Genomic DNA, 23358 nt, shown 5'->3' with positions numbered 1-23358 from the left:
ATTGTAGCTTGCAATGTTTTGTTCTTTAATGAAGTCTTTACATGATAATACTTCGCATGTAAATCTCATAATTATCCTTTATAATTGGGTTGTGAGAGGGGAGTTATTTAGAGTCTGGAATTACATTTTGACTTAATACTCGAAATTCTTGTAAGGTTTTTAATGCTTGCTTACTTGCTAAAAATTCCTTTGCTTGCAAGAATCCAGATTGTATATTGTTGGCTTTTCCATAGAGATAGAGACTAGCACCAGCATTCAGTGCCACTAAATCAGCTCTACTACTTTCAATGCCGTTTAGAATCTCCATTGTGATTTCCGCATTCCTTGCGACATCGCCACCTTTTACCTCATCAAAAGAGGCTTTTTTGATTCCATACTGGCTAGGATCAAATTCATAACGAATGATTTCCCCCTCTCGTACTTCATGTATTTGAGTGGTTGCACAAATACTTAATTCATCGATCCCATCTAATCCGCTGACAACCATACCATGCTTTGAGCCAAGCAACTTCAAAGATTCCGCCATAGTGTTACCGTATTCTTTATCGGAAACGCCAACAAGACTATAAGTAGGACGTAGTGGATTGCTAAGCGGTCCTAAGAGATTAAAGATACTTTTGAATCCTAATTCTTTGCGAACACTCTGAACAGAGCCCAAAACATTATGAATCTTGGGCGCAAACAAAAAAGCAATCCCGAGTTCCTCATAGCATTTTTTGCAAGTTTCTAAACTCATTTCAATATTGATACCCAAGTATGAAAGCAAATCAGCACTTCCGCTTTTACTCGTGATACCTCTATTGCCATGTTTGACAACTTTTACCCCCATACTTGCAAGTAAAATAGCTACTGTGCTAGAGACATTGAAAGTTTTTTTGGCACTTCCACCTGTTCCTACAATATCAATACGTTCTGAATCGGCAATATCGAATTTATGAGCTTTCTCAATAAGTACGCTAGCAAACGCGCTCAATTCCTGACTGCTCGGTTTTTTAATAGAGAGGCTTGTAATCAGTGAAGCAATTTGTGCTGGGCTTAACTCATTATCTGCAATTCGCTCCATTAAGTCATAGCCTTGTGCAAAGCTTAGATTCTCTAAATTCACAAGCTTTTGTAGAAATGTTTTAATAGTTGTGTGATGTCTCTTGTAGTTCAGAAAATTTGATAGCATTTTCTCTCCGTATTCTGTGCCAATTGATTCTGGATGGAATTGCAAACCATAGAGAGGATATTGTTTATGTGCTACTGCCATAACTTCTCCATCGTCGCTGTACGCTGTAATAGTAAATTCTGTGTTAATATCTTCTTTTTTTGCCACTAGAGAATGATAACGTGTAACAGAAATTCCCTGTGGGATATTTGCAAAGATTCCTTCTTCCGTATGTGTGATTTGCGAAATTTTGCCATGCAAGATAGAATCTGCATTAGTGATTAGAACACCAAAAGCATACAAAATCGCTTCATGTCCGAGGCAGATTCCAAGAATAGGATATTTGCCAGCAAGTTGCGTGATAATATCAAGGCAAATCAATGAATCCTCTGGTCCATTTGGACCAGGTCCCAAAATAATATGCGTAGGATTCAATGCGTGTATCTCTTCGAGTGTAATACAATCATTGCGTATGACTTGAACTTGACGTCCTAGCTTCCCTAAGAGTTGATAGATGTTGTATGTAAAAGAATCATAATTATCAATAAGTAAAACCATGGCAATCCTTCCAAAAATATTGCAGTAGCAAAAGCGATGAGAGACGGGACAAATTGATGTTATTTATGCTTATCTCCGCGTCTGTGTCCCATAAGCTATAAATTCCTGTTTTGACACTCTCAATATATCAAATTTTACATAATATTCTAAATTCTAAAGCCCCGAAATATCTCGCAATAGCAAAACACCATGACGATATTCCACAATGAAAGGCGATGTATAAATGAGAGCAGCGTATATTATTTTCATTGCTTTTAATGCTATATAGAACTTTAATAATATAATAATTATAAAATATAGAATTTATATTGATTTTTGCTCAAATAATAGTCGTGTTATTATTTACCTTGTCATATTAGAATAATGCTTTATTTATTATTAAGGAGATAATATGCCAAATAATCAAACAGAGCAAAATGCGCCTTCATGTGTGAGATTAACACCTATTGACAAAGAAAAATTGCAAGCACTTGCCAATGAAGGGAAAAAAAACCCTCACGTTATTAAAACTTTGAAATGCAAAACTGTAGCCGAAGGAAGATTCCGACATTTAAATTATATTCGCACATTGCCGCCTTATATTGTTGATGAACCGCCGACATTATTAGGTGATGACACTGCACCAAATCCTAGTGAAGCTCTCTTAGCGGCTTTGGGGAGTTGTATAGCGGTTGGTATTCATGCGAATGCAGTAGCGCAAGATAAAAGCATTTCTAAACTCGAAGTGCAATTAGAAGGGGATTTAAATATTACCGCCGTTTGGGGCACTGGGGATTTAGACGAGAATAAGCCGTTAGGTTTTACTGATGTGCGAATTGTAGTAACTCTTGAGGGAGACTTCAGTCAGGAAGAAAGAGAAAAACTCATCAAACACGCGCTGAAATGGTCTCCTGTGGCAAATACCCTTATGCGTAAAGTTAATGTAACTATTGCATAATTATACAAAATGACTTTTTATTTTAAATCCAGATATTAATACAACAACAGAGCACTAAAGTCTGTTTAGATCGAGTTAATTTGAATCAATATAAATCAGGATTTTGCTATCTTTGCTGCCGTAGTTAAAATATTAAGTTAAGAGTACCCATATCTATCTTATGGGAATTGTATCAACTCTTTAATATCTTCTTGTGTGAGAATTGTGATATTGAATTTTTTCGCTTTCGCAAGCTTTGAGCCAGATTTTTCTCCTGCAAGTAAAAAATTCGTTTTAGTACTGATATTAGAGCTTACATGTGCGCCTAACTCTTCTAACCTATTTTTTAAAAAATCACGATTAACTGCAAAAGTACCCGTAATAACGCAAGTTTTTCCTATCAAATAGGCGAATGTTTGCTGCATCTGTGATTTCTCTTGAGATACTGCTAGTTCTGTTGCAAACAAAAGAGAATCTGCTTTTTGGGGTTTTTTGTTATTTGATATTTGGGGTTTAGTGATACTTAAAAGCTGTTCTATAAACTCTTTGTTATTTTGACAATATAAAGTAAAGCTTTGTGCTAATTCCTCCCCAAAACCGTCAATGTTTGCCACTTGTTCCTTAGGCATAGTAAAACACTCTGTGCCAAATTGCGCTAGCTTTTTACTTGCTACTTCGCCTATATGCAAGATTCCAAGCGCGTGAATAAAACGCCATAACTCACGATGATTAATAGAATCTCGTATCGCGTTAAGCAAGTTTTGGGCTCTTTTTTCCTTGAAATTTGGAAGTTGCAAGAGGCTTTCTTTTTGCAAGAAGTAAATATCCACTACTCCGGCAATTAATTTATAATCTACTAATAATTCAATAATGCTTTCGCCTAAGCCAGCAATATCGAAAGCTTTTTTGGAAGTAAAATGAGTAAGTGAAGCTTTAAGCTTTGCTAAGCATTTTGGATTCTGACAATAAATAAAAATATCTTCAAAATGCAATGTGTGTTCGCAGGCAGGGCATTGTGATGGCTTTGGTATGATTGTTTCATTGCCATTTCTACGTTCTTTAAAAACTTTAGTGATTTTTGGAATCACATCACCACTTCTAATAAGCAAACAATGATCGCCAATACGTATATCAGAACGTTCGATTTCTTTAAAATTATGTAAGGTGGCTCGACTAATCATAGCTCCTTCTAAGCTAGTTGGAGTGAAATTTGCCACAGGAGTTATTACTCCCGTTCTGCCTACTTGCCAGCTAATAGATTCTATTTGTATTGTTGTTTCATGTGCTGGGAATTTATAGGCACAGGCAAAACGCGGGGCTTTTTGTGTGAATCCTAGCTCTCTTTGTAAGATGAGATCATCTACCACAATGACAAAACCATCAAGTAGAAATGGGAAATTCTCCCTCTTAGCAAGTATTTCCTGATAAGCAGATTCTATGTCTTGTGCTTGTACTTGTTGCAAATAGCGATGTTTAGTAAAACCCATTTGTGGCAATAGCTGCAATAAATCATAGAATCCAAGCGTATTCATATTCGAAGATTCTTTATTGCATGAGAGAAAAAGCCGTAATTCCTGTTCATCATAATAACCAATGCCCCACGGAATAAAGTCTAATTCACGTTCTCTAACCAGAGCAGAATCTAATTGTCGCATGCTACCAGCGGCGGCATTTCTTGGATTAGCAAACAGGCTTTTATTTTCTATTTCACGTTGGTTATTGAGTTTGTTGAAATTATCTTTTGACATAACAACTTCACCGCGAACTTCTATCTCGCCTAAGAATGTGATATTTTGCGGGATACTCTCAATAACTTTCGCATTTTGCGTAACAACCTCTCCTTGTATTCCATCACCGCGTGTAATCGCTTGTTGTAATTGTCCATGCTTATAGATAAGATTAAGGCTCATACCGTCATATTTAGGGGAAATGCAGAACGCGAGATTATTTGTAGGGTGCTGCTTAGAATCTTGGTGTGATTGCGTTGCATTACGTGTAATAGCGTTGTCAAGTTTCTGTAACCAATCTTGCAAGTCATGTTGATTAAAAACATCTTCCAAACTCCACATACGTGTTTTATGCTCTTTTTTTATAAAATTCTCTAAGGGCGCGTTCTCTACGCGCTGCGTAGGAGAGTGAGGACTGATATTTTGTGGATAAGATTTTTCGTATTCGCAAATTTCTTGGTAGAGTCTGTCATATTCTTCATCGCTTGCAATAGGGTTATCTAGCTCATAATAATGCTTTGCATAGCGATTGAGCGTATCGACATTTTCAAGATATTCCTTATGTGTCATGTGATTGTTCCTGTGGCTTATTGCAATGCTTTATTGGTATTCTAAGAGAAAATTTCATTGTGTATTTGATAGGAAGTGTAATTGTTTGAGGATTTCTATTAAGTTTGCCAATTTGTCTAGGGCTATCATATTTGCGCCATCGCTTAATGCTTCTTTAGGATTAAAATGTGTTTCCATAAAGAATCCATCGACACCCACACTAGCCGCTGCTTTCGCAAGATAAGGAACAAATGTAGAATCTCCTCCACTCTTTCCGCCCAATCCTCCGGGCATTTGCACGCTATGCGTGGCATCAAAAATTACAGGAGCAAATCTTCTCATAATGACTAAGGAACGCATATCTACGACTAGATTCCCATAGCCAAAGCTGCTACCTCTCTCTGTAAGCCAAATGCCGTGTTGCTTATTAAGCGCGTAGAAATTATTAGCAATATATTCATCGCTTAGTGTCTCATCTCTGGTTTTAAGTGCTTTAAGGACGCTATATTGCATATCCACAGGATTCATAAATTGTCCCTTTTTGATATTAACGATACTTTTTGTCTTTGCACTTTCAACAATAAGGTCGGTTTGTCTGCATAAAAAAGCTGGGATTTGTATCACATCTGCAACCATAGCGATGTCTGCAACTTGTGAACTCTCATGTACATCAGTAATAATTTTGTAATGAAAATCATCTTTGACTTTTTGCAATAGCATTAATCCTTTATCTAATCCTGGTCCTCTAAATCCCTCGAGACTAGTGCGATTTGCCTTATCAAAGCTTGCTTTAAAATAAAAATCTATTGAGGGATCACGATTAATAGATTCTAATCCTTTGGCTATTGCATAGAGGTTTTTTTCATTCTCTATCACACAAGGACCGCTTAAAAGTATCATTGAATCCTCCTTAATAAACTATGATTTATGAAGTATACACAAAAAATAGATAGACAAATGTAAATAAAAAGGGGATACTGTTTGCATGTTTGTGAGATCTTGGTATAGCTATAAGCCGAGTTCTGTATCTGGTAATTATTTATCTTGATGATATTTCACAATATCATTCTAGCGAATAGCTAAAAGCGAGACATTTACCTGCTATTCTTGCTACGGATTGGGTTTACATGGCATTTCTTATTGCTAAGAAATCGGTAGGCTCTTACCCTGCCTTTTCACCCTTACCAAAGCTTAATAGATTTGGCGGTATATTTCTGTTGCACTATCCCTTAGGTTACCCTAGCCATTCGTTAAATGGAATCCTGTCTCTGTAGCTCGGACTTTCCTCTTTATAGAAAAAGCAATTACCTGCTATACCAAGTTTGAAATACTATCAAGTAAGTATAAATAGTTAAAAAATCATAAAAGTTTTAGTATTATATCCGTTAGTAGATTTATCGAGGCAGTTAATGCAGAATCAACAAGAGTATATTATTCAAGAACATATTTATAGAGAGCTAGAAGATTTTTCACGTTCTTTAGTGGGTCCACATGTCATGCTTGCAGCAAGAAAAATTAAAAAATTCGCCATTAACCACCTCAAGCAATTTGGTATCGGATTTGAGCAAGCTGGAGTTTTACATATTTTAGAAATAGCAAAAGAATTAAATATCAATCAATTAGCAAAAATTATTTGTAAGGATAGGGGCACAATTAGCCGTTGTGTAGAATCTCTCTGTATGAAAGGCTATATTGAAAAAACAAGAGCGGAATATGACCGACGAATCCGCGTCGTGAGACTAACACAATTAGGAAGAGAGTTTTTTGTAAAAATACAGCAATCTTTTGCAAGTATTCATCAAAGCCCAGAAAAAATTTTTGACGACAATGAAAAGATGATATTACATCAAATGCTTGATAAGATGATTCAATCTTGTGCTTTATATGATAAAGGTGTTGCAACAGATTGTGTGTCAATGGATTGTGAGAATCTATGACGATTCTAAAGTATAGTGTAAATGTTATTTTGTGTAGCGGATTATTATGCAATGTATTATATACCAAACCCATCACGGTCGCTACAACACCTATTACACAAGGCTCTCTTGAAAAACAAAGCATTTTTGTGGGATCGCTCAACTACAAGGAAAGTTCCAAGATTGCTAGTCAGCAAAAAGGAATAGTCGATAAAGTGTATTTTAACGTGGGCGATAGAATCGCGAAAGGGCAAAAATTAGTCGCCTTAAATACAGACATTCTTCATAAAGAATTAGAAGTAAAATTTGCTAAATTACAAGAGGCGAAGTATCAAGCACAAAAGATTCACAACGAACTTACTAGATATAAAAATTTACTCGAGACACAGTCTATTGCCTTGCAGCAATATGAGAATCTTGAATTCGAATTAAAAGCCAAAGAAGCCTATATTTTGTCCTTACAAGCAGATTATGATTTATCACATGAGGAAGTCAAAAAAATGGTTATTACTTCTCCTTATTCTGGTGTGATATTAGATAAACTCATTAATGTAGGAGAATGGTTGGGAGTAGGCGACCCAGTAGCATTAATGGTGAACACTACGCAAATTGAAGTTATTGTGTATGTGCCTAGCAATCTAATAGGTTATCTTCGACTAAATCAACAAGTCCCACTGACCATTAATGGGAAAAATTACAGAGGTAACATTTCCGCACTCATTCCAAAAGCAGATGTTCGTTCTAAAACCTTTCCTGTACATATACGTTTGAATAATCATTATGGCTTTTTTGACGGTATGCCAGTAGATGTACGTCTGAATACCTATGGTAAAGTAAGTGGCTTTATTGTTCCAAGAGACAGCATTGTTTATTATCAACAAAAACATACTGTATTTGTTGTGCGAAATAACATTGCAGTTGCGATACCTGTGAATACATTGAGCATACAAGACAAGCAAGCGGTTGTATTGGGGGCATTTGTAGATTCTGATTTAGTTGTAGCAAAAGGACAAGATAGGCTAACAGATGGCATTCAGGTTATAGAATCACAAACCAAATCCAAGTTACGTAAATAATACACCTAACTACCTAGCGTAACCTACACTTTAAAATTTGAGAATCTATCAAAGTCTATTGGGATTGCTGCATTCTTTTGACTGCGTCAGCTGTCCAAAGAAGCTCATTTGCCATGAATCGAAAATTAATTAATCCGGCTAAATACCCGTCTCCTTCTGGTAATTTTGCTCCTGCTGTTGCATCCCTTGCGACGGCTACTTCGAATCCCTCACCAAGCAATGTTCGTAAATGTGAGTCTACATGAGTGTTTGCATCCATGCCACAAAGAATAGCTTGTTTAATACCTTTCGTGCGCATTTGCATAATAAGATCGCTACCTGCCAACCCAAAGTCTTTACGAGGTGTAGTAAGTACGGTTTTATTATCCAAAATAAAAGGTTTCAATTCAGGAAGAAAATCTGCTCCTGTGTCAGTAATTGTATTGTGCGCGAGTCCTTCTCCTGTTGTATAAGCCATTTTGGTGCCGCGTATAAAGTTTTTCATAGGAGTGAAACCTAGATTCTCCAAATCTTGTTTGTTCCATACGACGTAAGTTACAAAAGTTGGTAATTGCAAAGTCTTAGCGACTTTCAACAATAAGAGAATATTCTCTACCGTCTTATTTTCTTTAATACTCGCTCCGTAAATGCTCCAGCCTACTCCTTTTGGACTTAAAAAGTCTATTTGAGGATTTACTACAATCAACCCAAGAGAGTCTCTTTTGAATTTCATTGGAGTTTTTGGTAAAACCATTTTGTCATTGTCCGCATAATCTGCATTATCATTACTATGCTCTAAATGAGTTTGTGCATCTGCATAATTCATCGCAAGTGCGCCACCACCGATTAACGCAAGCCCTTTCAAGAGAGTTTCTCTACGCGAGAGGCTGAAATTACGTTTCATTTTGATAGTATCCATAGCTTTCTTTCCCTTTAAAATATTTAATAAATCGACATTTTGCAATGTTTTTGCAATGTGGACTCTTTTTTGCTAGCAAGAGTATAAAATGTATCAAGGAGCTTTTAGTGAAACAAATGTTGATAATTCTCAATATTTTGTTTATTGGCAGTTTGTATGCTAATGACAATCCTTTTATGATAAATGCCAATCAAAGAGATTTTCAAGCACAGCACAAAAATAAGAATAAGCCATATCTCTCTGTTGAAAGCATACAACTACCAAGTAATGCACGTGAAATTAGAGACGTAAGAATCACTTATCAGAATATTGACGGGACAACTGATTCTAAAGAACTAAAGATTGACAAATCTATCGACTGGCATTATCCGATTAAAATTTCTCAACAAGAAGCTATCCGCAATATCGCTAAAAGATACTTTAGTTTGAATGATTTTGAATTTTATATGGAAGGTATGAACTTCGTTGTGAAATCCACTAAACACCGTATTATTCGGCATTTTATCGTAGCAGAGCCGCTGACTATTATTGTTGATTTTAGTCGCGATGGAGGGAGTGCGTATGATGGCAATATTGGAACAGGAGAAAAATATTTTGCTAATGTTCGAGTGAATGCAAGAAGTAACAGCTATCGCTTGAGCATTACGCTTGATGGTTTGTATCAATACACCCTTAAAAGTCGTAAGGATGGTATTCATACAATCACTCTGCGATAAGATTATAAGGAATCTTTGGGAAGTCGATTTTGAGAAAATCAATATATTTTTCGCGATAGTCTTTATGAAAAAGCACCGCATAGATATAGCCTAGAATCGCTTCAGGGCTAAAACGCTCATTGTATTTAGAATCAATAAACTCTCTAAATTCAGGGGTGAAGTTTTCTACCCAGTGTGGCTTTTCGTTGTGAGAGGAATCTGATTTGATATTGTCATTCTGAAGTTTCGTAGAAACTGAAGAATCTCTATAAGAATCCATTGAATGAGATTCTTCAGTCGTGCTTTGCACTCCTTCAGAATGACAAAAATTGTTCCCCCATCCCTTGCGGAGGGGGTTAGGGGGTGGGTTGTCATGTTGAGCTTTCATAGAAAGCGAAACATCTCATTTGAATCTAACTTTGTCATGTTGAGCGTTAGCGATGCGGGAGCGTGAGCTAGTAAATTCCCGCAGGGATAAACATCTCTTAGAATCTTGATGAGATTCTTCACCTTGCAAGCAAGGTTCAGAATGACAAGAGGAGGAGTCGGCTTGACAAAGAGGGATTTCAGTTTGACAAGGATCATTCCCTTTCTCTTGCGTAAAGAATTTCTCCATTCAAAGCATTCTTAACACAATTCCACTCTAGCAATTTGTGATTCTATCTCCAAGCTCTTATGCAAAGCCAAAATGATTTTCGTAAAATATTTAAAATCTATCTCCTCTCCTTTATGGCTTTTTAGGTATTTATCCAAAACCTGATAACCGCCGATTCTATACCCCCACACTTCTTGGCTTACATTATCAAAATAAAGCGAAGCATTTACAAAAAGCCTCTGCTCTTTTTGGTTGTAGCTAATTTTCTCAATCCTTAAGCTTTTGTTGTTCCTATCCTTAAACAATGCCTCGCCAATCTCATTCATCATTTATTCCTTTATATAGAGTGGGAAAACATAGCTTCCACTGCCTACTAAATGCAAATCAATAATGTTTTGCGTGATAAAGATATTATTGATACTTTGAAGTTTGCAGCCCCTATCGCACACCAAGCCAATGTTTTGCATTATTTCGCCTTTTGGTAGAGATAGAGGGGGAAGAGATAATTGCCCTCTTTGGTTTTGTTGGAAATGTAGCACATCTCCATTATTGTATGTGCTATGAAGCTGTGCGTAAAGTCTCGACTCGATATTTGTCTTGGACAAACTAGCCCAATATTGCAATTCATTATTATTCGCCCTTCTGATGCCTGATGCCTGATGCCTGATGCCTGATGCCTGATGCCTGATGCCTGATGCCTGATGCCTGATGCCTGATGCCTGATGCCTGATGTGGCGCGCGCCTCATCCATCAAATGCACAGCGATTAGCTCTTGTCCCAATGCACTTAAGGCTAAAAACTTCTCTTTGGATTCCACAAAAGGAATCTTTGGGAAGTCGATTTTGAGAAAATCGATATATTTTTCGCGATAGTCTTTATGAAAAAGCACAGCGTAGATATAGCCTAGAATCACTTCCGGGCTAAAATGTTCGTTATATTTAGAATCAATAAAGCTTCTAAATTCTGGCGTGAAGTTTTCTATCCAGTGTGGCTTTTCGTTGTGAGGGGAATCTGATTCAATATTGTCATTCTGAAGTTTCGTAGAAACTGAAGAATCTCTATAAGAATCCATTGAATGAGATTCTTCAGTCGTGCTACGCACTCCTTCAGAATGACAAAAATTGTTCCCCCCTCCCTTGCGGAGGGGGTTAGGGGGTGGGTTGTCATGTTGAGCGTTAGCGATGCGGGAGCGTGAGCTAGTAAATTCCCGCAGGGATAAACATCTCTTAGAATCTTGTGAGATACTTCGGGCTTCGCCCTCAGTATGACAAGGTTTAATCTTTTTGCCTTTGGTAGATTCTGTATTTTTGAGGTAAAGGGGCATTACCTGCTCTCCGCCTCTGCGGTAAAAATTTATATCTACCATTTTATTAGTAATTGCAATAGTGTTTATCTCATCATCGCCTACAGCCGAACTTTGTCTTGAAACAAGTAAGGCGCAATTTTCGCTTTGTAAAAAATGTTGCATTACTTCGGTTCTGGGATAAGACATAAACGCACGAGATTCCCCATTAAAATAAGTCCAGTAATTATCAAATGGTCTATAAAGTATTTTTGTAACAATTCCTGTTTTATTTTGTTCAGATTTTTTTACAGAATCAATAGCTCTTTGAATCTGCCAATCCCTGCCATCTTTTTGTATATTGTATTTTTTAACAATTTCATCTTTTGACTTATTGCAAAAATCTTTAATTAATGTTTCTATGCTTTCTCTTGTTTTATGTATGACAACACTATCTCTTTGAGAGCAAATACCCGTGCTATAAACACTAAAAATATCCTTTACACTCCAGCCCTTATCATATTCTGCCCTCAAACTTTCATTTTGCGGGATAAAGAGATAAAAGGGATTTTTAGGCTTTAGCTTAGTCCAAGGGATAGAATCAAGGCTATTGGCATAGAGGAAGTTATATTTATCCTTTCTTTTGCCATAGAGATCATAATGATAAATTTGGGCGAGGTTTTGGGATTCTTCGCTTTTTTGCAAAAGCTCAGAATGACAAGATTCAACCTTGTCATGTTGAGGCGAATCCGAAACATCTCTTTGAGATTCTATACTATGGGATTCTTCGCTTTTTTGCAAGACTTCAGAATGACAAGAGAAGGAGTCGGCTTGACAAAGAGAAACTTCAGAATGGCAAGAGAGATTCCCCCCTCCCTTTGCGGAGGGGGTTAGGGGTGGGTTGTCATGTTGAGGCGAAGCCGATTGAATCTTGTCATTCTGAGGGAGCGAAGCGAGCGAATAATCTCCACTAGAATCACAAAGAGAATCTAGCATTCTAGTATTTGTTGTGTTGCTTTGTGAGTTTTTGGGAAATTTTGAGAATGAGGCTAGACTTTTGGTCTGCGGATTCTCAAAATCTCCTAAATCTTGCAAATGAATATCCGAAGACGAATGCCCGTTTTTTATGAAAATATTGATTGAAACCCCTTGCATAATATCAAACACATTCTCATCCTTGCTGCCATCTGGCGAAATTTCCTTTTTCCTCGCATTGCCATGCAAGTCTAGGATATAGATTTTATCAAAAGTCCTTAAGAGTGAGTAGCGCATTCCTCGAAAGGTAGGATTATCTAAAAACGAATTATTAGAAATAAAGGCAAAGATTCCGCTTTTTTGCTCTTTAATCTTAGACTCTGCAAAGCAAATGAATTTGACATAATCATCAAGCAACCACTTAGGATTTTTCTCATTTTTTAGCTTTTTGCGCTCTAGGATTTGCTTAAAGGTTCTTTTGTATTCTGCGTTATTTGGGTCTTGTAGATAGAAGCGGATATAATCTTGCTCCTTTTGACTTAACGCTGCCTCGCTTGGCTCTAGCCCATAGCTAATGCGAACATTATCCTCAAAAAGCCCCTTATTTGCACTCGCACCACTATAGGGCGGATTACCCGTGATAATCAGAATCGCATTTTCTTTAATCTTTTGGGCTTCTTTAAACTCTTCTGCGAGTTCTATTAGCCCCGCAAAGAGATTTTTTGTTTGGTTTAGTTCGTCTTTTTCGGTGCGAGAATAAAGCGTATTTGTTAGGCGGATATTAAGGGATTCATTCTCTTGCAAGGGAGAGTCAAATTCTTCTTTGAAGCTTTGGGAGAGCTTGAGATGGGCGATAGTGTAAGGGGCAATCAAAAACTCAAAGCCAAAAAAGCGATTTAAGAGGTCTTTGGGTGCATATTTTGGGCTGTTTTTGGGGGTGGATTCTAGTGCTTTGCGAAAGGCTTCTAGCAAAAAGGTCCCTGTGCCTGTGGCAAAGTCCAAAAGTGTGATGTTTGGGCTTTCTAAACTTGCTCCTAAGCCCTTTGGTAGATGAAAATCTTTTTTCAAAGTAGAATCTATGGCATTTATGATGAAATTTACCACACTTGCGGGGGTATAATACACGCCTCGAATCTCACGCATTTGTGGGTCATACTGGCTTAAAAAAGTCTCATAAAAGTGCAAATAGGGGTCTTTGTGGGTATAGTCTATTGTCTCATTCTCGCCTTTGCTTGTCTTGTTTAGCTCATTAATAATGCTTGAAATATCGATGTGATTGATGATACAAAGGATTTCTTCTAAGAGCCATTTAATGGATTTTAAATCATCTAAGTTGTCTAAAAAGCCACTCATTGCTCGGATAAGCGGGAAAGACTTTGGGATAAATTTCTTAACATTAAATAGGTCGATTTCTTGGTTTTTTGTATTATTTAGCCTTGCAAGAAAGAGGCTATAAGTAAGCGTTTGGGCAAAGCTATCAGCAAATTCACTAAAGTCTAGCTCTTTATACAGCTGTTCTTTAAAGGTATCATAGAGGCTTGAGATATGGGGGTTTTCTTGGGTTTGGATTAGGAAGTCTTTTAGAATCTGCGTACGTTGTGCTAGGGTAGAGGCAAACTCTAGGGCGGTGTTGATTGGCTTTGGATTGTGGCTAAAGAAGAGGCTAAAGAGTTCGCTTAATTCTTGAAACTTGGATTCTAAGAGGGATTTGTTTTTAAGTGTAGTTTTGATTTGGGAGAGTTCGCAGATTCTGCATTCTTGGATGATTGCAGTTTTGCCCCCCCCATTTATTTTTTCGCTTTTGCGCACAAGGCAAAATCGTAAATAATCTGTAAGTAAGATGTTTTCACTAAGTTGAAGGTATTTTGCAATCTGGGGGCTTTGGACGATGGAATCTAAATCCGCACCCACGCGCTTGTTTTCGATATAGCCAATAATCAAGCCTTGATTTTGTATCAAAAAATCTGGCGCACCTCTGCCTTCTTTGTCGTTGTTTGGCTCGTGTTTGATGCGTAGATTATTTAAAGCTTTGTTACTCTGCGCTAGGTTTTCTTGCAAGGATTTCAAGAGATTTTCTAATGCCGTGCGATGGGTGTGTTCTTTGTCTTGCGGACTAATGTCGCGTATGTTTTCAAGATAATGGGAAAAGAAATCCATAACTATTGCTTTATTTTTATTGAATATACGATGTAATTCTATGGATATGCAACTTGCAAATGGCTGAAATTGAATAAAGTTTTGTATTTTATTGATTCATAAGTAGGAAATGTTTACTTATTGTGTTGCTGCTTGTCATGTTGCACTTCTCCTTTATTATGTTGGGTGCTTGCTCGATGCGGGAGCGTGAGCTAGTAAATTCCCATAGAAATAAACATTTCATGAGAATCTAAATTTATCATATTGAGCGTTAGCGGCTGGCACGAACGAAGTTCTCGCCCATACTTGCACATTCCCGTAGGGATAAAATTAGAATCTTTATCTTTGTCATTCTGAAGTTTCGTAGAAACTGAAGAATCCCTATAAGAATCTATTAAATGAGATTCTTCGCAATGCTCAGAATGACAATTAGAATCTTGTTTGTCATGTTGAGGCGAAGCCGAAACATCTCTTTTGCTTTGGGATTTACCCACCCCCTAGCCCCCTCCGCAAAGGGAGGGGGAATAATGAGTTGAGATTGTTGGGATTCTTCACCTTGCAAAGCAGATTCAGAATGACAAGGTTTAGAATCTTTTTCACAATGACAAGCCTCTTTTGTCATGTTGAGGAAGTAAAGCGACCGAAACATCTCTTTTAGAATCTATGTTATGGGATTCTTCAGTCGTGCTTCGCAAGGTAAGGAATGACAAATATTAACCTTGTCATGTTGAGTTTTCATAGAAAGCGAAACATCTCACGAGTCAGTCGTACTTCATGCTTTTTCAGAATGACAATACAAGGACAAGGTTGAGATTCTTCAGTTTCTATGAAACTTCAGAATGACAATTTAAATGGGATTCTTCATCTTACAAACAAGGTTTACAATGACAAGGATTCCATTTTCGCGGAGCAAAAAGTATTAACGTAATTACACGAATCTTTCATTAATGATTCCATTTCCTTGCCCTTTAATCTCTCCCATCATAAGCAGTCTTTGACAAAAATTTAACGCGAACTCTTCGTTATGTGTGATATACAAAAAAGCACAAGCATTATTGTTTTGCCAATCTTTGAGAAATCGCAAGATTTTAATACATAGTATGTAATCAAGATTAGAAGTCGCTTCATCAAGGATTAGCAGACTAGGCTTTACTAAAAGCGCGCGTATAAGACAGATTCTTTGTGCTTGCCCGCCAGACACCATAGCCGGATAACTTTGCAAAATCGCAGAATCTAGCTCAAGAGATTCCATAAGAGGCACAATACGTGCTAGTTGTGCTTCTTTTTTATGAACATCCAACAAATAATGCAGAGGTTCTTGTAAATTTTGCAAGATTGTGAATCTAGGGTTTAAAGAACTTATAGGGTCTTGAAAAATAATTTGCACTTGTTTATAAAATGCTTCTTGCTGCGCTCGCCGTAGCAGTCCGCTAAGACTTTGCGGTTTAACCAAAACATCATGTAGAAATATTTTCCCAGATGTTTGCCTTTGCAATCCTGCGATGATACGCGCTAATGTGCTTTTCCCGCAACCATTTGCCCCCATTATCCCTACACATTCTCCAATGTCTATTTGAAGATTTATATTAGAAAGGATGCGCAAACCTTTTGCTTTGCTAAAAAACCTGATACTTTGGTAGTCATAGCAGATATTTTGTAGAGTAAGGAGCATGGTATTCCTTTATGCTGTTGTCAAAGCGAGTAACTTTTCAATAAGAATCTTATGCAATACCGTGCTATCAAAAAGAGCAGGATGTAAGACTTCTTGTATCATTCCATGATGGATAATTAGGATTTGTTCTGCCTTTTGTATTGCTATGTGCAAATCATGGGTAATAAGTAGGATTCCTATGTTTCTCTTTGTTTGTATAGAATCCAAAACGTTGAGAATCTTTTGCTGATTGTCTGAATCTAAGCTATTCGTGGGTTCATCGGCTAAAAGAAAATTCGCTTCTGCAAGCAAAGCTATCGCAATCATTGCACGTTGCAACATCCCCCCGCTTAATTCAAAGGCATAACGATTGAGAATAGCAAACTCTAACCCTACTTCATGCAAAACGGATTCTATCATTGCAGAATCATAGGGCTTTTGCAATGCGTGTAAAGTCTCTTTAATATGGGATTGCATTGTAAAAAGAGGATTAAAACAAGTGCGAGGATTCTGCATAATACTTGCAAAAATTCTCCCTCTAATTTTCGCTGGGTTAATTGGCTTGTTATTCAAAAGAATTTCGCCGCTTGTAAGCTGTAAATTTGGAGGAATCATACCTTGCAATACAGAAAGGCTAAGTGTCTTCCCGCTTCCGCTAGCACCAAGTAACACGGTGGTTTTACCTCCTTCTATTGTAAGGGAAATGTTTTTCAGTAAATGCCTAGAATCTTTAGCGCGAAGAGTAATGTTTTGCATTGCTAATGTCATGTTAATCTCACAAAATTTCTTCATTTCTTAGAATCTAATGCAAGGATTCTAAATCAACATCAAAATAATCACGTAAGCTATCTCCTAAAAGATTAAAAAGTGCTATCGTGATAAACAAAGCCGCCCCGGGATATATTAATAGTGAAGGATTACTCCAAATATAATCTTTGCAATCGCTTAACATAACTCCCCATTCTGCTTGCGGTGGTTGCACGCCTACCCCAAGAAATGAAAGTCCAGCGATATGCAAAATGATATGTCCTATATCCATAGTCGCTAACACTATACACTGTGAAAAAACGGGTATGAAAATATTACGTTTGAAGCTTTGCCATTTATTCAAACCAAAAGTTTGAGACAATAAAACAAATTCTTTATTTTTAAGATTCAAAACGATACTTCTTACAATACGCGCATACCACGCCCAATGTGTAAGTGCAATAGCTAGGATAATATTCTCTAATCCACTTCCCAATACGCCAACAAGGAAAAGGGAAAGAACGATAGTAGGTAAACTTAGGAAAATATCACAAATTCTCATAACTAACCTATCTATAACCCCGCCCATAAAGCCGCAGATTCCCCCAATGCTCATGCCTAGCAAAAGAATAATTGCGAGAATAAAAAAAGCAGAGAACAGCGAAATTCTTGCTCCATAAACTAAACGCGTAGCAATATCTCTCCCTAAATAATCTGTGCCAAAAATATGTTCTATGCTTGGCTGTGCAAACTTAGAATCTAAATCCTGTAAATCTGGGGAATACGGCAAGAAATAAGGACTTACAATAATAATGAGTAAAAAAAGAACAATCCCCAAGAGAGCTAGCTTGCCTAATAATGAAAATTTTTTATGCTGCAGTTTATGTGATTGAGGATTAGTAGATTGTAATGTAAATTGTGCGGGCATCTTGAATCCTTGCCTGTTGAGTTTGTTTGAATCTTTGATTACTTCTTTGTTTATCCATAAGAAGAGCGAGGACTGATTATCTGATGTCTTAGACGAGGATCTAAAACAAGAAGTAATATATCCACAAGAAGATTACAAATTATAAAAATTAAACACAGCACAACAACAAAACATTGAATAATGGGATAATCATGATTAGCAATACCTTGCAAACTATACAGCCCGATACCAGGGATTGCAAAAATGTTTTCGATTAATAACGCTCCTCCGATAAGCTCTCCTATGTGCATACCAAAAGCAGTAATAATTGGCAGAGACGCGTTATAAAAAATATGTTTGAAAGTGATATTTCTTGTAGGCAATCCACGTAGTTTCGCATAGAGAATGTGCCTTTCCTTTTTGATTTCTAGCATATTTGTTCGAATGAGTCGCGTATTAATGCAGCTTGACATAAGAGCAATACTAATACACGGGAGAATGAAAGATTTCGCATCGTCTAGCCCCAATGCAGGCAGCCAACCTAGATATAATGAAAAAACAATGATTAACATAAGAGCCAGCCAAAAATTTGGAACGCACACTCCAATAAAACACACAATCCTGATAAGGAAATCGGGTAACTTGTCTTTATATTTCGCAGAGAATATCCCTAAAGGAATAGAGATACAAAGCGTGAGCATAAAGGCGAAGCCCACAAGTAAAAGAGTATTTGGGAGAAAATAAATAAAATCTTGACTAACATTCCTCCCGCTTATAAACGAGTTGCCAAAATCCAAAGTTATCGCATGCTGTAACCATAGTATATACTGCTGTATAACGGGTTTATCTAGTCCAAATTGATGACGTAAAGATTCTACAAGTTCGGGGGTTTGAGGTAAATTTGAATTAATCAAATATTGCACGACAGGATCAGTACCATTTAAACGTAATAATGCAAAAATAATAAATGAAGCAACAAGCAACATTGGAATAATAGAGAGGATTCTCAATAATAGATAAATCAACATAACCCTTTAGCCTTTATCTTACATTAAAAAATATTGAAGTGTTTTTATCTTAGATTTATTGAAATAGATGTCAAATCGCGTGCTTTATAGTCTTTAGTGTTCTTTATAAAATTCCCAGAATGGAATCTCAATAGCCCGCATGTCCATATTAATGCCGCGAATATCTTTCGTTGCAATGGCTTTATTTGTCTGATAAGTAAGTGGGATATAAATACGTGTTGCATAAATCTTATGAAGCAATGCGTGCAATGGTTTGGCTACAGAATGTTGTGGTAGCATAAGAACAGATTCTATTTCTTTATCGATTTGAGGCTTTTCTTTAAGTGGTTTTTGCGCAATAAAATCCACATGTCCAACATAACGCATGGAATTTAACATAATAAGCGGCTCATAAGGAATCCCCCATGTTTCATGGAAACATATATCAAAGTTACCCGTTCGTTGTTTGTTGTGGTAAATTGTTTGTTCGCTTGGAATAAGCTGCAAGAAGATTCCAACTTGCTTAAGTTGATATTGCAAGATCTCCGCAATTGCTTTTTGCACAGGGTTATTGCCTACATAGAGCAGTGTGAGGCTAAGCTTTTGATTGTCTTTATAATAGAATCCGTCTTGTTTTTCTTTATAGCCTAGATCTTGTATAATCCTCTTTGCTTGATTACTATCAAAAGGCAATATATCATTGTATTCTTTGGTTATGTCAGAATCTGGTCTATTTGGAGCAAATAAATAATCTGCTTTTTGTTGCAGATACCCATAAACCGCTCGTATTAAGGAATCCTTGTCGATACTTAAGGCAATAGCCTTTCGCATGGATAGAGATTGGAGAATCTTATTTGCTGGATTCAATACTAGGGCGGTTGTAAAAATCGCCGGACTTTGATAAGTATGAAATTCTTTGGTTTTCGTGATTTGCCTAAAGATTTCAATCGGAATCTCATCATCTCCATAAATCATGTCTATTGCCCCTGTTTTAAGCGCGATAATTTTAGCATTAGGTTCAACAATAATTTTTGTTTGGATAACATCAAAATAGATTCCGTGATAAGCCTCTGCATTCCAGTAATCTACGTTTTTTGTGAATGTATCGCCCTTTCCTAAGTCGCTACGAGTAAGTATATAAGGACCAGTGCCAATAGGTTGCATTGGGTTATTGTTTACTAAATCTAAGTTGTTTGGAATCATGCTAGGCGCGATAAATCTAAAAGGACGAATGAGGCTTAGCTCTGCTAATGTTGGAGCATAGGGCTGCTTGAGTATAATTTGTATTTGGTAAGGGTTAAGGATTTCCACTTTTTCTATAAGCAAAGCAAGATTGCTCCAAGAATGTCGTACTCGATTGAGAAGTATTGAATCAAAATTTTTTTTTGCTGCAATTGCATCAAACGGTTCTTGATTGGAAAATTTAACATTTTTACGCAATGTGAATGTGTAAATCCTGCCTGTTTTGTCTATGTCCCATGATGTTGCAAGAGAGGGGATAATATTGCCCTTAGAATCTATTTTGACCAATCCTTCATAAACCATATTTTGTGCGTACATTTGGTTTTGCGCATAGCCTTGTGGATTGAGTGCGCCAACATTTTGAGAAACAGCAATTCTTAGAATTTTCATATCCTGCGCATAAGAAAAAGATGCAAAAAAACAGGTGATAAACAAGCAAAATAATCGCGATATTAATTTGTTTAACAGAGAACATTGTGTGCGCATATCCAACCCCAAGAATGTGCTATGTCTTCGACTTACACGTTAAAATGAATGTCGTTTGTGGTTTGCATTATAACAAAATATTACTTATAATCAATATAGTAATATTTAATTATCAAAATGAGATTGTTGTTCCAAGAGTTTTGCATACCATTGTTTTGGTGTGTATTCACTAATTTGAGCAAGCATTTTTGCTTTTTGCTTAATGTTTGTAGGCAACAAGAGAATATCTTCTTGACTAAGACACAATTTTTGAGAATCCTTGCTCTGACAATCTTGCGCAATGATAATACAATATTCACCACGTATAGTAGATGGTAGTTTTGCGAGAATTGCTTCTGCGTTGCCTTTATATTCACATTGATAAAGCTTAGTGAGTTCTTTGTAGAGATAAAGAATAGCGTTTGGTAGAATAAGCGATATATCTTGCAAACAAGCCTTAAGTCTTTTAGGACTCTCGTAGAAAATAAGATGAAAGTCCTTATGATAGGCAAGAATATTTTTAAGCTTTTGTGTTCTTTCTTGCATTTTGTGTGGGAGGAAACCAAAAAAGCAGAATGCTCCTTGCAAACCAGAACAAGCAAACGCCAAATTGAAAGCACTTCCGCCGGGTAATACTTCATATTGAATTTGATTTTTTCTCGCATAGTCAATAAGTAGTTCACCCGGGTCATTAATACAAGGCATTCCAGCGTCTGAACAACACACAACAAAGGCATTAAAGAACTTTGGAGTAACAGTTGATAGAAATTCTCGTTGGTTATGGGAATGAAAACTGATAAATTGTTTATTAATAGAATTTATATGTGGAAAATACTGCTGAATAATTGCTTTTTGTGCAAGAAGATGAAGCAGTTTTTTTGTAACGCGTGTATCTTCACATAAAATAATCTCTGCTTGATGAAATGCTTGCAGGACACGTAGTGAAATATCTTCAATGTTTCCTAAAGGAGTGGGAACGAATAACAACATATTTGAATCGAGTGAAATAGAATCTTACAAAATAATACGACAACGCATTAATAAATATACAAAACTATTCATTATGAAATCACAAATTTATGTGGGTTTTATAATGATTCTGACAAAATATGATTAGCGTAAATTACAAACATTTGATGTTGTGATTCTAACTCTTTTGGTATTTTTTTCTAAATTTTTCTACCCTTCCTGTGGTGTCAGCTATTTTATCACTTCCAGTATAAAAAGGATGGCAAAAGCTAGAAATGTCTATTTTGAGTTCTGGCTTTGTGCTTAATACTTCAATCTGCTTACCGCTTGTTACACATGTTACCTTACATGGTACGTATTTTGGATGAATATCTTTTTTCATAAATATCTCCTTTAATTTAATATTCTGATAAAAAACTAACATTGTATCGCATTTCAGCTTAAATATAGCTTTTATTGATATAATTGCTTTTTAGTTATTGATGTTTTAAAGGAATGACATGCAAGTATCTGCTCACCAGGCACAAACATTATCAGGGGACATGCAAACAGCAGATGAACCTGATTTTGAGACACGCATTGAGAAAATTAAAGCTATTATTGAAAAACTAAATGGCAATGAGCTTAGTCTTAAAGACGGTATCAAGCTTTACCAAGAAGCTAAGGAACATATTGCATCGGCTAACCAAATACTTGAACAGGCTGAATTTGAGCTAAAAGATATTATACAATGAAAGAACCGATATTATTTGACTGCAATAATTACATTGCTATTTTACAGTTTGAGAATCTTAAAGACAATAATCGCATTACAACCTATCTCAAATCAATACCAGAAGCCAGCATTGTGCTTATAGGTGAATATGTGCTTGATACTTTTTTTAGCTCTCATTGGCATACAAAACCACCAGAATCGCTCAAGGATAAACAAAAATTAGATTTTCTTATCGAATTGTCCGCTCTTTATAATCACACTATCGCTGTACCTATCATTCAGTATAAAAATAAGGGATATTATAAAAATATCGCGATTATCAACAAAAAAAAGAGTTATTTTTATAGTCAACAAAGGATGATTCAGTATCAACATTGGAATGAAGCCACATTTTTCTCCAACGATACTTCCAAGTTACTTAAACTCCCCTTTGTCTTTAATGCAGGCAATTTGCGTTATGGTGTGCTATTTGGTTTTGAAGCGCATTTTGATGAATTATGGATGGAATTAAAAAGAGCCAATGTTGATGTTGTATTGGTAGCTACTGCTAGTACGTTTTCTTCACAGGCAAGATGGGAGGCTTTACTTACCACACATGCTTTTACTAACTCATGTTTCGTGGCTCGCGCAAATCGCATTGGTAAGGTCATTGCTAATGATGGTTATGAATGGGATTTTTATGGGCATAGTTTTGTAAGTCTTGGGCAGAATATTATTGATTCATTGCGAGCCGATGAAGGTATGCTTTGTGTAGATATTGATAAAGAATCTTTAGAATCTCTAAAGACAACATGGGGCTTTCGAAGCTAAAGAATAACCCCGAAGTGATTTATATCTTTGCGAAAGATTCTGCTTGAAAACTACCAATCTTGATTTATTGAATATAAAAGTCTTTCTCTCTTTTGCATGAAGGGAGCCGGGAGGGATTAAATTTTCTTTGTGAAAGAGGAAGAGGAAATAGTCAGAATTTAAATCTTTATGAGATTCTATATCTTGGGATTCTTCAGCCTTGCTTTGCAAGACTTCAGAATGACAAGAATCATTTTGAGATTCTAAATTGTCATTATCTCCTTTTTCTCTTTTACAAAGAAAATTTAATCCCTCCCGGCTCCCTTTACCAAAAGAAAAGCCCCCTTTTAACCATTTCATTGAATCACCAAAACGCATACAAATAACCTTAAC

24 protein-coding genes, 1 other RNA gene and 1 pseudogene are annotated in these 23358 nt (G+C 36.5%); 6 read left to right on the top strand and 20 right to left on the bottom strand.

The features are described from left to right. Positions 1 to 103: 103 nt before the first annotated feature. On the bottom strand, positions 104 to 1708 hold the full coding sequence (locus CQA66_RS08585; RefSeq protein WP_104763761.1) for a bifunctional anthranilate synthase component II/anthranilate phosphoribosyltransferase: 1605 nt from the start codon (positions 1706 to 1708) through the stop codon (positions 104 to 106). 391 nt (positions 1709 to 2099) lie between these two features. Between CQA66_RS08585 and CQA66_RS08580 the strand changes: the two genes are divergently transcribed. After that, entirely contained in the window at positions 2100 to 2645 is a 546-nt protein-coding gene (locus CQA66_RS08580; protein WP_104763760.1) for an OsmC family protein, read from the top strand. 158 nt (positions 2646 to 2803) lie between these two features. Here CQA66_RS08580 and ligA read toward each other — a convergent pair whose 3' ends face one another. From ligA to rnpB, 3 genes are all read right to left on the bottom strand, one after another. After that, on the bottom strand, positions 2804 to 4921 hold the full coding sequence (gene ligA, locus CQA66_RS08575) for an NAD-dependent DNA ligase LigA (RefSeq protein ID WP_104763759.1): 2118 nt from the start codon (positions 4919 to 4921) through the stop codon (positions 2804 to 2806). A gap of 54 nt (positions 4922 to 4975) precedes the next feature. Beyond that, on the bottom strand, positions 4976 to 5800 hold the full coding sequence (gene kdsA, locus CQA66_RS08570) for a 3-deoxy-8-phosphooctulonate synthase (RefSeq protein ID WP_104763758.1): 825 nt from the start codon (positions 5798 to 5800) through the stop codon (positions 4976 to 4978). 95 nt (positions 5801 to 5895) lie between these two features. Then, positions 5896 to 6220: RNase P RNA component class A (gene rnpB, locus CQA66_RS08565), an RNA gene on the bottom strand. Positions 6221 to 6309: 89 nt separating this feature from the next. On the opposite strand from rnpB, the gene CQA66_RS08560 reads away from it, so the two are divergent. Then, positions 6310 to 6837 (top strand): MarR family winged helix-turn-helix transcriptional regulator, encoded by a 528-nt coding sequence (locus CQA66_RS08560; RefSeq protein WP_104763757.1) that lies wholly within the window; start codon positions 6310 to 6312, stop codon positions 6835 to 6837. Continuing rightward, complete coding sequence (locus CQA66_RS08555) at positions 6834 to 7892, top strand: efflux RND transporter periplasmic adaptor subunit (protein WP_104763756.1); 1059 nt, start codon at positions 6834 to 6836, stop codon at positions 7890 to 7892. Before CQA66_RS08560 ends, CQA66_RS08555 begins: the two co-directional genes overlap by 4 nt. 55 nt (positions 7893 to 7947) lie before the next feature. On the opposite strand, the gene CQA66_RS08550 is transcribed toward CQA66_RS08555, so the two are convergent. Then, positions 7948 to 8790 carry a cysteine hydrolase family protein gene (locus CQA66_RS08550; RefSeq protein WP_104763755.1) on the bottom strand — a complete coding sequence of 281 codons (843 nt, stop codon included), beginning with the start codon at positions 8788 to 8790 and terminating at the stop codon, positions 7948 to 7950. A 116-nt stretch (positions 8791 to 8906) separates the two neighbouring features. Here CQA66_RS08550 and CQA66_RS08545 point away from each other — a divergent pair, with 116 nt between their 5' ends. Further along, positions 8907 to 9506, top strand: a complete 600-nt coding sequence (locus CQA66_RS08545; RefSeq protein WP_104763763.1) for an AMIN domain-containing protein — start codon at positions 8907 to 8909, stop codon at positions 9504 to 9506. 4 nt (positions 9507 to 9510) lie between these two features. On the opposite strand, the pseudogene CQA66_RS08540 reads toward CQA66_RS08545, so the two are convergent. The 14 genes and pseudogenes from CQA66_RS08540 to rpmE all read right to left on the bottom strand — a co-directional run. Next, a pseudogene (locus CQA66_RS08540) lies at positions 9511 to 9765 on the bottom strand (type ISP restriction/modification enzyme); the annotation flags it as partial. 123 nt (positions 9766 to 9888) lie between these two features. Next, a complete protein-coding gene (locus tag CQA66_RS09190) occupies positions 9889 to 10101 on the bottom strand; it encodes a hypothetical protein (protein WP_147289228.1) in 213 nt (70 codons plus the stop codon). Between the two features lie 11 nt (positions 10102 to 10112). Further along, the gene (locus tag CQA66_RS08535; RefSeq protein ID WP_104763753.1) at positions 10113 to 10406 is read right to left on the bottom strand and encodes a type ISP restriction/modification enzyme; all 294 of its coding nucleotides are present in this window, start codon (positions 10404 to 10406) and stop codon (positions 10113 to 10115) included. 3 nt (positions 10407 to 10409) lie between these two features. Next, positions 10410 to 10547, bottom strand: a complete 138-nt coding sequence (locus tag CQA66_RS08530) for an adenine specific DNA methyltransferase (RefSeq protein WP_104763762.1) — start codon at positions 10545 to 10547, stop codon at positions 10410 to 10412. Then, positions 10547 to 14494 carry a type ISP restriction/modification enzyme gene (locus CQA66_RS09705; RefSeq protein ID WP_181882261.1) on the bottom strand — a complete coding sequence of 1316 codons (3948 nt, stop codon included), beginning with the start codon at positions 14492 to 14494 and terminating at the stop codon, positions 10547 to 10549. The genes CQA66_RS08530 and CQA66_RS09705 overlap by 1 nt, the downstream gene beginning before the upstream one ends. 191 nt (positions 14495 to 14685) lie before the next feature. Beyond that, the gene (locus CQA66_RS09185) at positions 14686 to 14967 is read right to left on the bottom strand and encodes a hypothetical protein (RefSeq protein WP_147289227.1); all 282 of its coding nucleotides are present in this window, start codon (positions 14965 to 14967) and stop codon (positions 14686 to 14688) included. After that, positions 14868 to 15122, bottom strand: a complete 255-nt coding sequence (locus CQA66_RS08520; protein ID WP_147289226.1) for a hypothetical protein — start codon at positions 15120 to 15122, stop codon at positions 14868 to 14870. Before CQA66_RS08520 ends, CQA66_RS09185 begins: the two co-directional genes overlap by 100 nt. 279 nt (positions 15123 to 15401) lie before the next feature. Beyond that, positions 15402 to 16145 (bottom strand): ABC transporter ATP-binding protein, encoded by a 744-nt coding sequence (locus tag CQA66_RS08515; protein ID WP_104762758.1) that lies wholly within the window; start codon positions 16143 to 16145, stop codon positions 15402 to 15404. Positions 16146 to 16154: 9 nt separating this feature from the next. Continuing rightward, on the bottom strand, positions 16155 to 16892 hold the full coding sequence (locus CQA66_RS08510; RefSeq protein WP_158657004.1) for an ATP-binding cassette domain-containing protein: 738 nt from the start codon (positions 16890 to 16892) through the stop codon (positions 16155 to 16157). Between the two features lie 34 nt (positions 16893 to 16926). Next, on the bottom strand, positions 16927 to 17799 hold the full coding sequence (gene nikC / locus CQA66_RS08505; protein ID WP_104762760.1) for a nickel ABC transporter permease subunit NikC: 873 nt from the start codon (positions 17797 to 17799) through the stop codon (positions 16927 to 16929). Positions 17800 to 17849: 50 nt separating this feature from the next. Beyond that, the gene (locus CQA66_RS08500) at positions 17850 to 18806 is read right to left on the bottom strand and encodes an ABC transporter permease subunit (RefSeq protein ID WP_104762761.1); all 957 of its coding nucleotides are present in this window, start codon (positions 18804 to 18806) and stop codon (positions 17850 to 17852) included. A gap of 93 nt (positions 18807 to 18899) precedes the next feature. After that, complete coding sequence (gene nikA, locus CQA66_RS08495) at positions 18900 to 20417, bottom strand: nickel ABC transporter substrate-binding protein (RefSeq protein ID WP_104762775.1); 1518 nt, start codon at positions 20415 to 20417, stop codon at positions 18900 to 18902. 201 nt (positions 20418 to 20618) lie between these two features. Continuing rightward, positions 20619 to 21482 carry a 16S rRNA (cytidine(1402)-2'-O)-methyltransferase gene (rsmI, locus tag CQA66_RS08490; RefSeq protein WP_104762762.1) on the bottom strand — a complete coding sequence of 288 codons (864 nt, stop codon included), beginning with the start codon at positions 21480 to 21482 and terminating at the stop codon, positions 20619 to 20621. 157 nt (positions 21483 to 21639) lie between these two features. Next, positions 21640 to 21843: a 50S ribosomal protein L31 gene (gene rpmE, locus CQA66_RS08485; RefSeq protein WP_104762763.1), complete on the bottom strand. Its 204-nt coding sequence runs from the start codon at positions 21841 to 21843 to the stop codon at positions 21640 to 21642. A gap of 118 nt (positions 21844 to 21961) precedes the next feature. Between rpmE and xseB the strand changes: the two genes are divergently transcribed. Both xseB and CQA66_RS08475 read left to right on the top strand, forming a co-directional pair. Next, positions 21962 to 22195, top strand: a complete 234-nt coding sequence (xseB, locus tag CQA66_RS08480) for an exodeoxyribonuclease VII small subunit (protein ID WP_233707702.1) — start codon at positions 21962 to 21964, stop codon at positions 22193 to 22195. Then, positions 22192 to 22986: a carbon-nitrogen hydrolase family protein gene (locus CQA66_RS08475; RefSeq protein ID WP_104762764.1), complete on the top strand. Its 795-nt coding sequence runs from the start codon at positions 22192 to 22194 to the stop codon at positions 22984 to 22986. The genes xseB and CQA66_RS08475 overlap by 4 nt, the downstream gene beginning before the upstream one ends. On the opposite strand, the gene CQA66_RS08470 is transcribed toward CQA66_RS08475, so the two are convergent. Next, on the bottom strand, positions 22957 to 23358 hold a 402-nt coding region (locus tag CQA66_RS08470), incomplete at its 5' end, for a hypothetical protein (RefSeq protein WP_220271760.1). The two genes, CQA66_RS08475 and CQA66_RS08470, sit on opposite strands and share 30 nt — an antisense overlap.

Origin of the sequence: Helicobacter aurati, assembly GCF_003364265.1 — a bacterium.
Taxonomy (GTDB): Bacteria; Campylobacterota; Campylobacteria; order Campylobacterales; family Helicobacteraceae; genus Helicobacter_A; species Helicobacter_A aurati.
Note: the sequence above shows the minus strand (reverse complement) of the source record. Positions and strands in the feature narration are given on the sequence as shown.

Coding starts and splice junctions, on each gene's coding strand:
- CQA66_RS08585 (WP_104763761.1), bottom strand. CDS start 1,708: ATGGTTTTACTTATTGATAATTATGATTCTTTTACATACAACATCTAT.
- CQA66_RS08580 (WP_104763760.1), top strand. CDS start 2,100: ATGCCAAATAATCAAACAGAGCAAAATGCGCCTTCATGTGTGAGATTA.
- ligA (WP_104763759.1), bottom strand. CDS start 4,921: ATGACACATAAGGAATATCTTGAAAATGTCGATACGCTCAATCGCTAT.
- kdsA (WP_104763758.1), bottom strand. CDS start 5,800: ATGATACTTTTAAGCGGTCCTTGTGTGATAGAGAATGAAAAAAACCTC.
- CQA66_RS08560 (WP_104763757.1), top strand. CDS start 6,310: ATGCAGAATCAACAAGAGTATATTATTCAAGAACATATTTATAGAGAG.
- CQA66_RS08555 (WP_104763756.1), top strand. CDS start 6,834: ATGACGATTCTAAAGTATAGTGTAAATGTTATTTTGTGTAGCGGATTA.
- CQA66_RS08550 (WP_104763755.1), bottom strand. CDS start 8,790: ATGGATACTATCAAAATGAAACGTAATTTCAGCCTCTCGCGTAGAGAA.
- CQA66_RS08545 (WP_104763763.1), top strand. CDS start 8,907: ATGTTGATAATTCTCAATATTTTGTTTATTGGCAGTTTGTATGCTAAT.
- CQA66_RS09190 (WP_147289228.1), bottom strand. CDS start 10,101: ATGGAGAAATTCTTTACGCAAGAGAAAGGGAATGATCCTTGTCAAACT.
- CQA66_RS08535 (WP_104763753.1), bottom strand. CDS start 10,406: ATGAATGAGATTGGCGAGGCATTGTTTAAGGATAGGAACAACAAAAGC.
- CQA66_RS08530 (WP_104763762.1), bottom strand. CDS start 10,547: ATGCAAAACATTGGCTTGGTGTGCGATAGGGGCTGCAAACTTCAAAGT.
- CQA66_RS09705 (WP_181882261.1), bottom strand. CDS start 14,494: ATGGATTTCTTTTCCCATTATCTTGAAAACATACGCGACATTAGTCCG.
- CQA66_RS08520 (WP_147289226.1), bottom strand. CDS start 15,122: ATGTTTCGGTCGCTTTACTTCCTCAACATGACAAAAGAGGCTTGTCAT.
- CQA66_RS08515 (WP_104762758.1), bottom strand. CDS start 16,145: ATGCTCCTTACTCTACAAAATATCTGCTATGACTACCAAAGTATCAGG.
- CQA66_RS08510 (WP_158657004.1), bottom strand. CDS start 16,892: ATGACATTAGCAATGCAAAACATTACTCTTCGCGCTAAAGATTCTAGG.
- nikC (WP_104762760.1), bottom strand. CDS start 17,799: ATGCCCGCACAATTTACATTACAATCTACTAATCCTCAATCACATAAA.
- CQA66_RS08500 (WP_104762761.1), bottom strand. CDS start 18,806: ATGTTGATTTATCTATTATTGAGAATCCTCTCTATTATTCCAATGTTG.
- nikA (WP_104762775.1), bottom strand. CDS start 20,417: ATGAAAATTCTAAGAATTGCTGTTTCTCAAAATGTTGGCGCACTCAAT.
- rsmI (WP_104762762.1), bottom strand. CDS start 21,482: ATGTTGTTATTCGTTCCCACTCCTTTAGGAAACATTGAAGATATTTCA.
- rpmE (WP_104762763.1), bottom strand. CDS start 21,843: ATGAAAAAAGATATTCATCCAAAATACGTACCATGTAAGGTAACATGT.
- xseB (WP_233707702.1), top strand. CDS start 21,962: ATGCAAGTATCTGCTCACCAGGCACAAACATTATCAGGGGACATGCAA.
- CQA66_RS08475 (WP_104762764.1), top strand. CDS start 22,192: ATGAAAGAACCGATATTATTTGACTGCAATAATTACATTGCTATTTTA.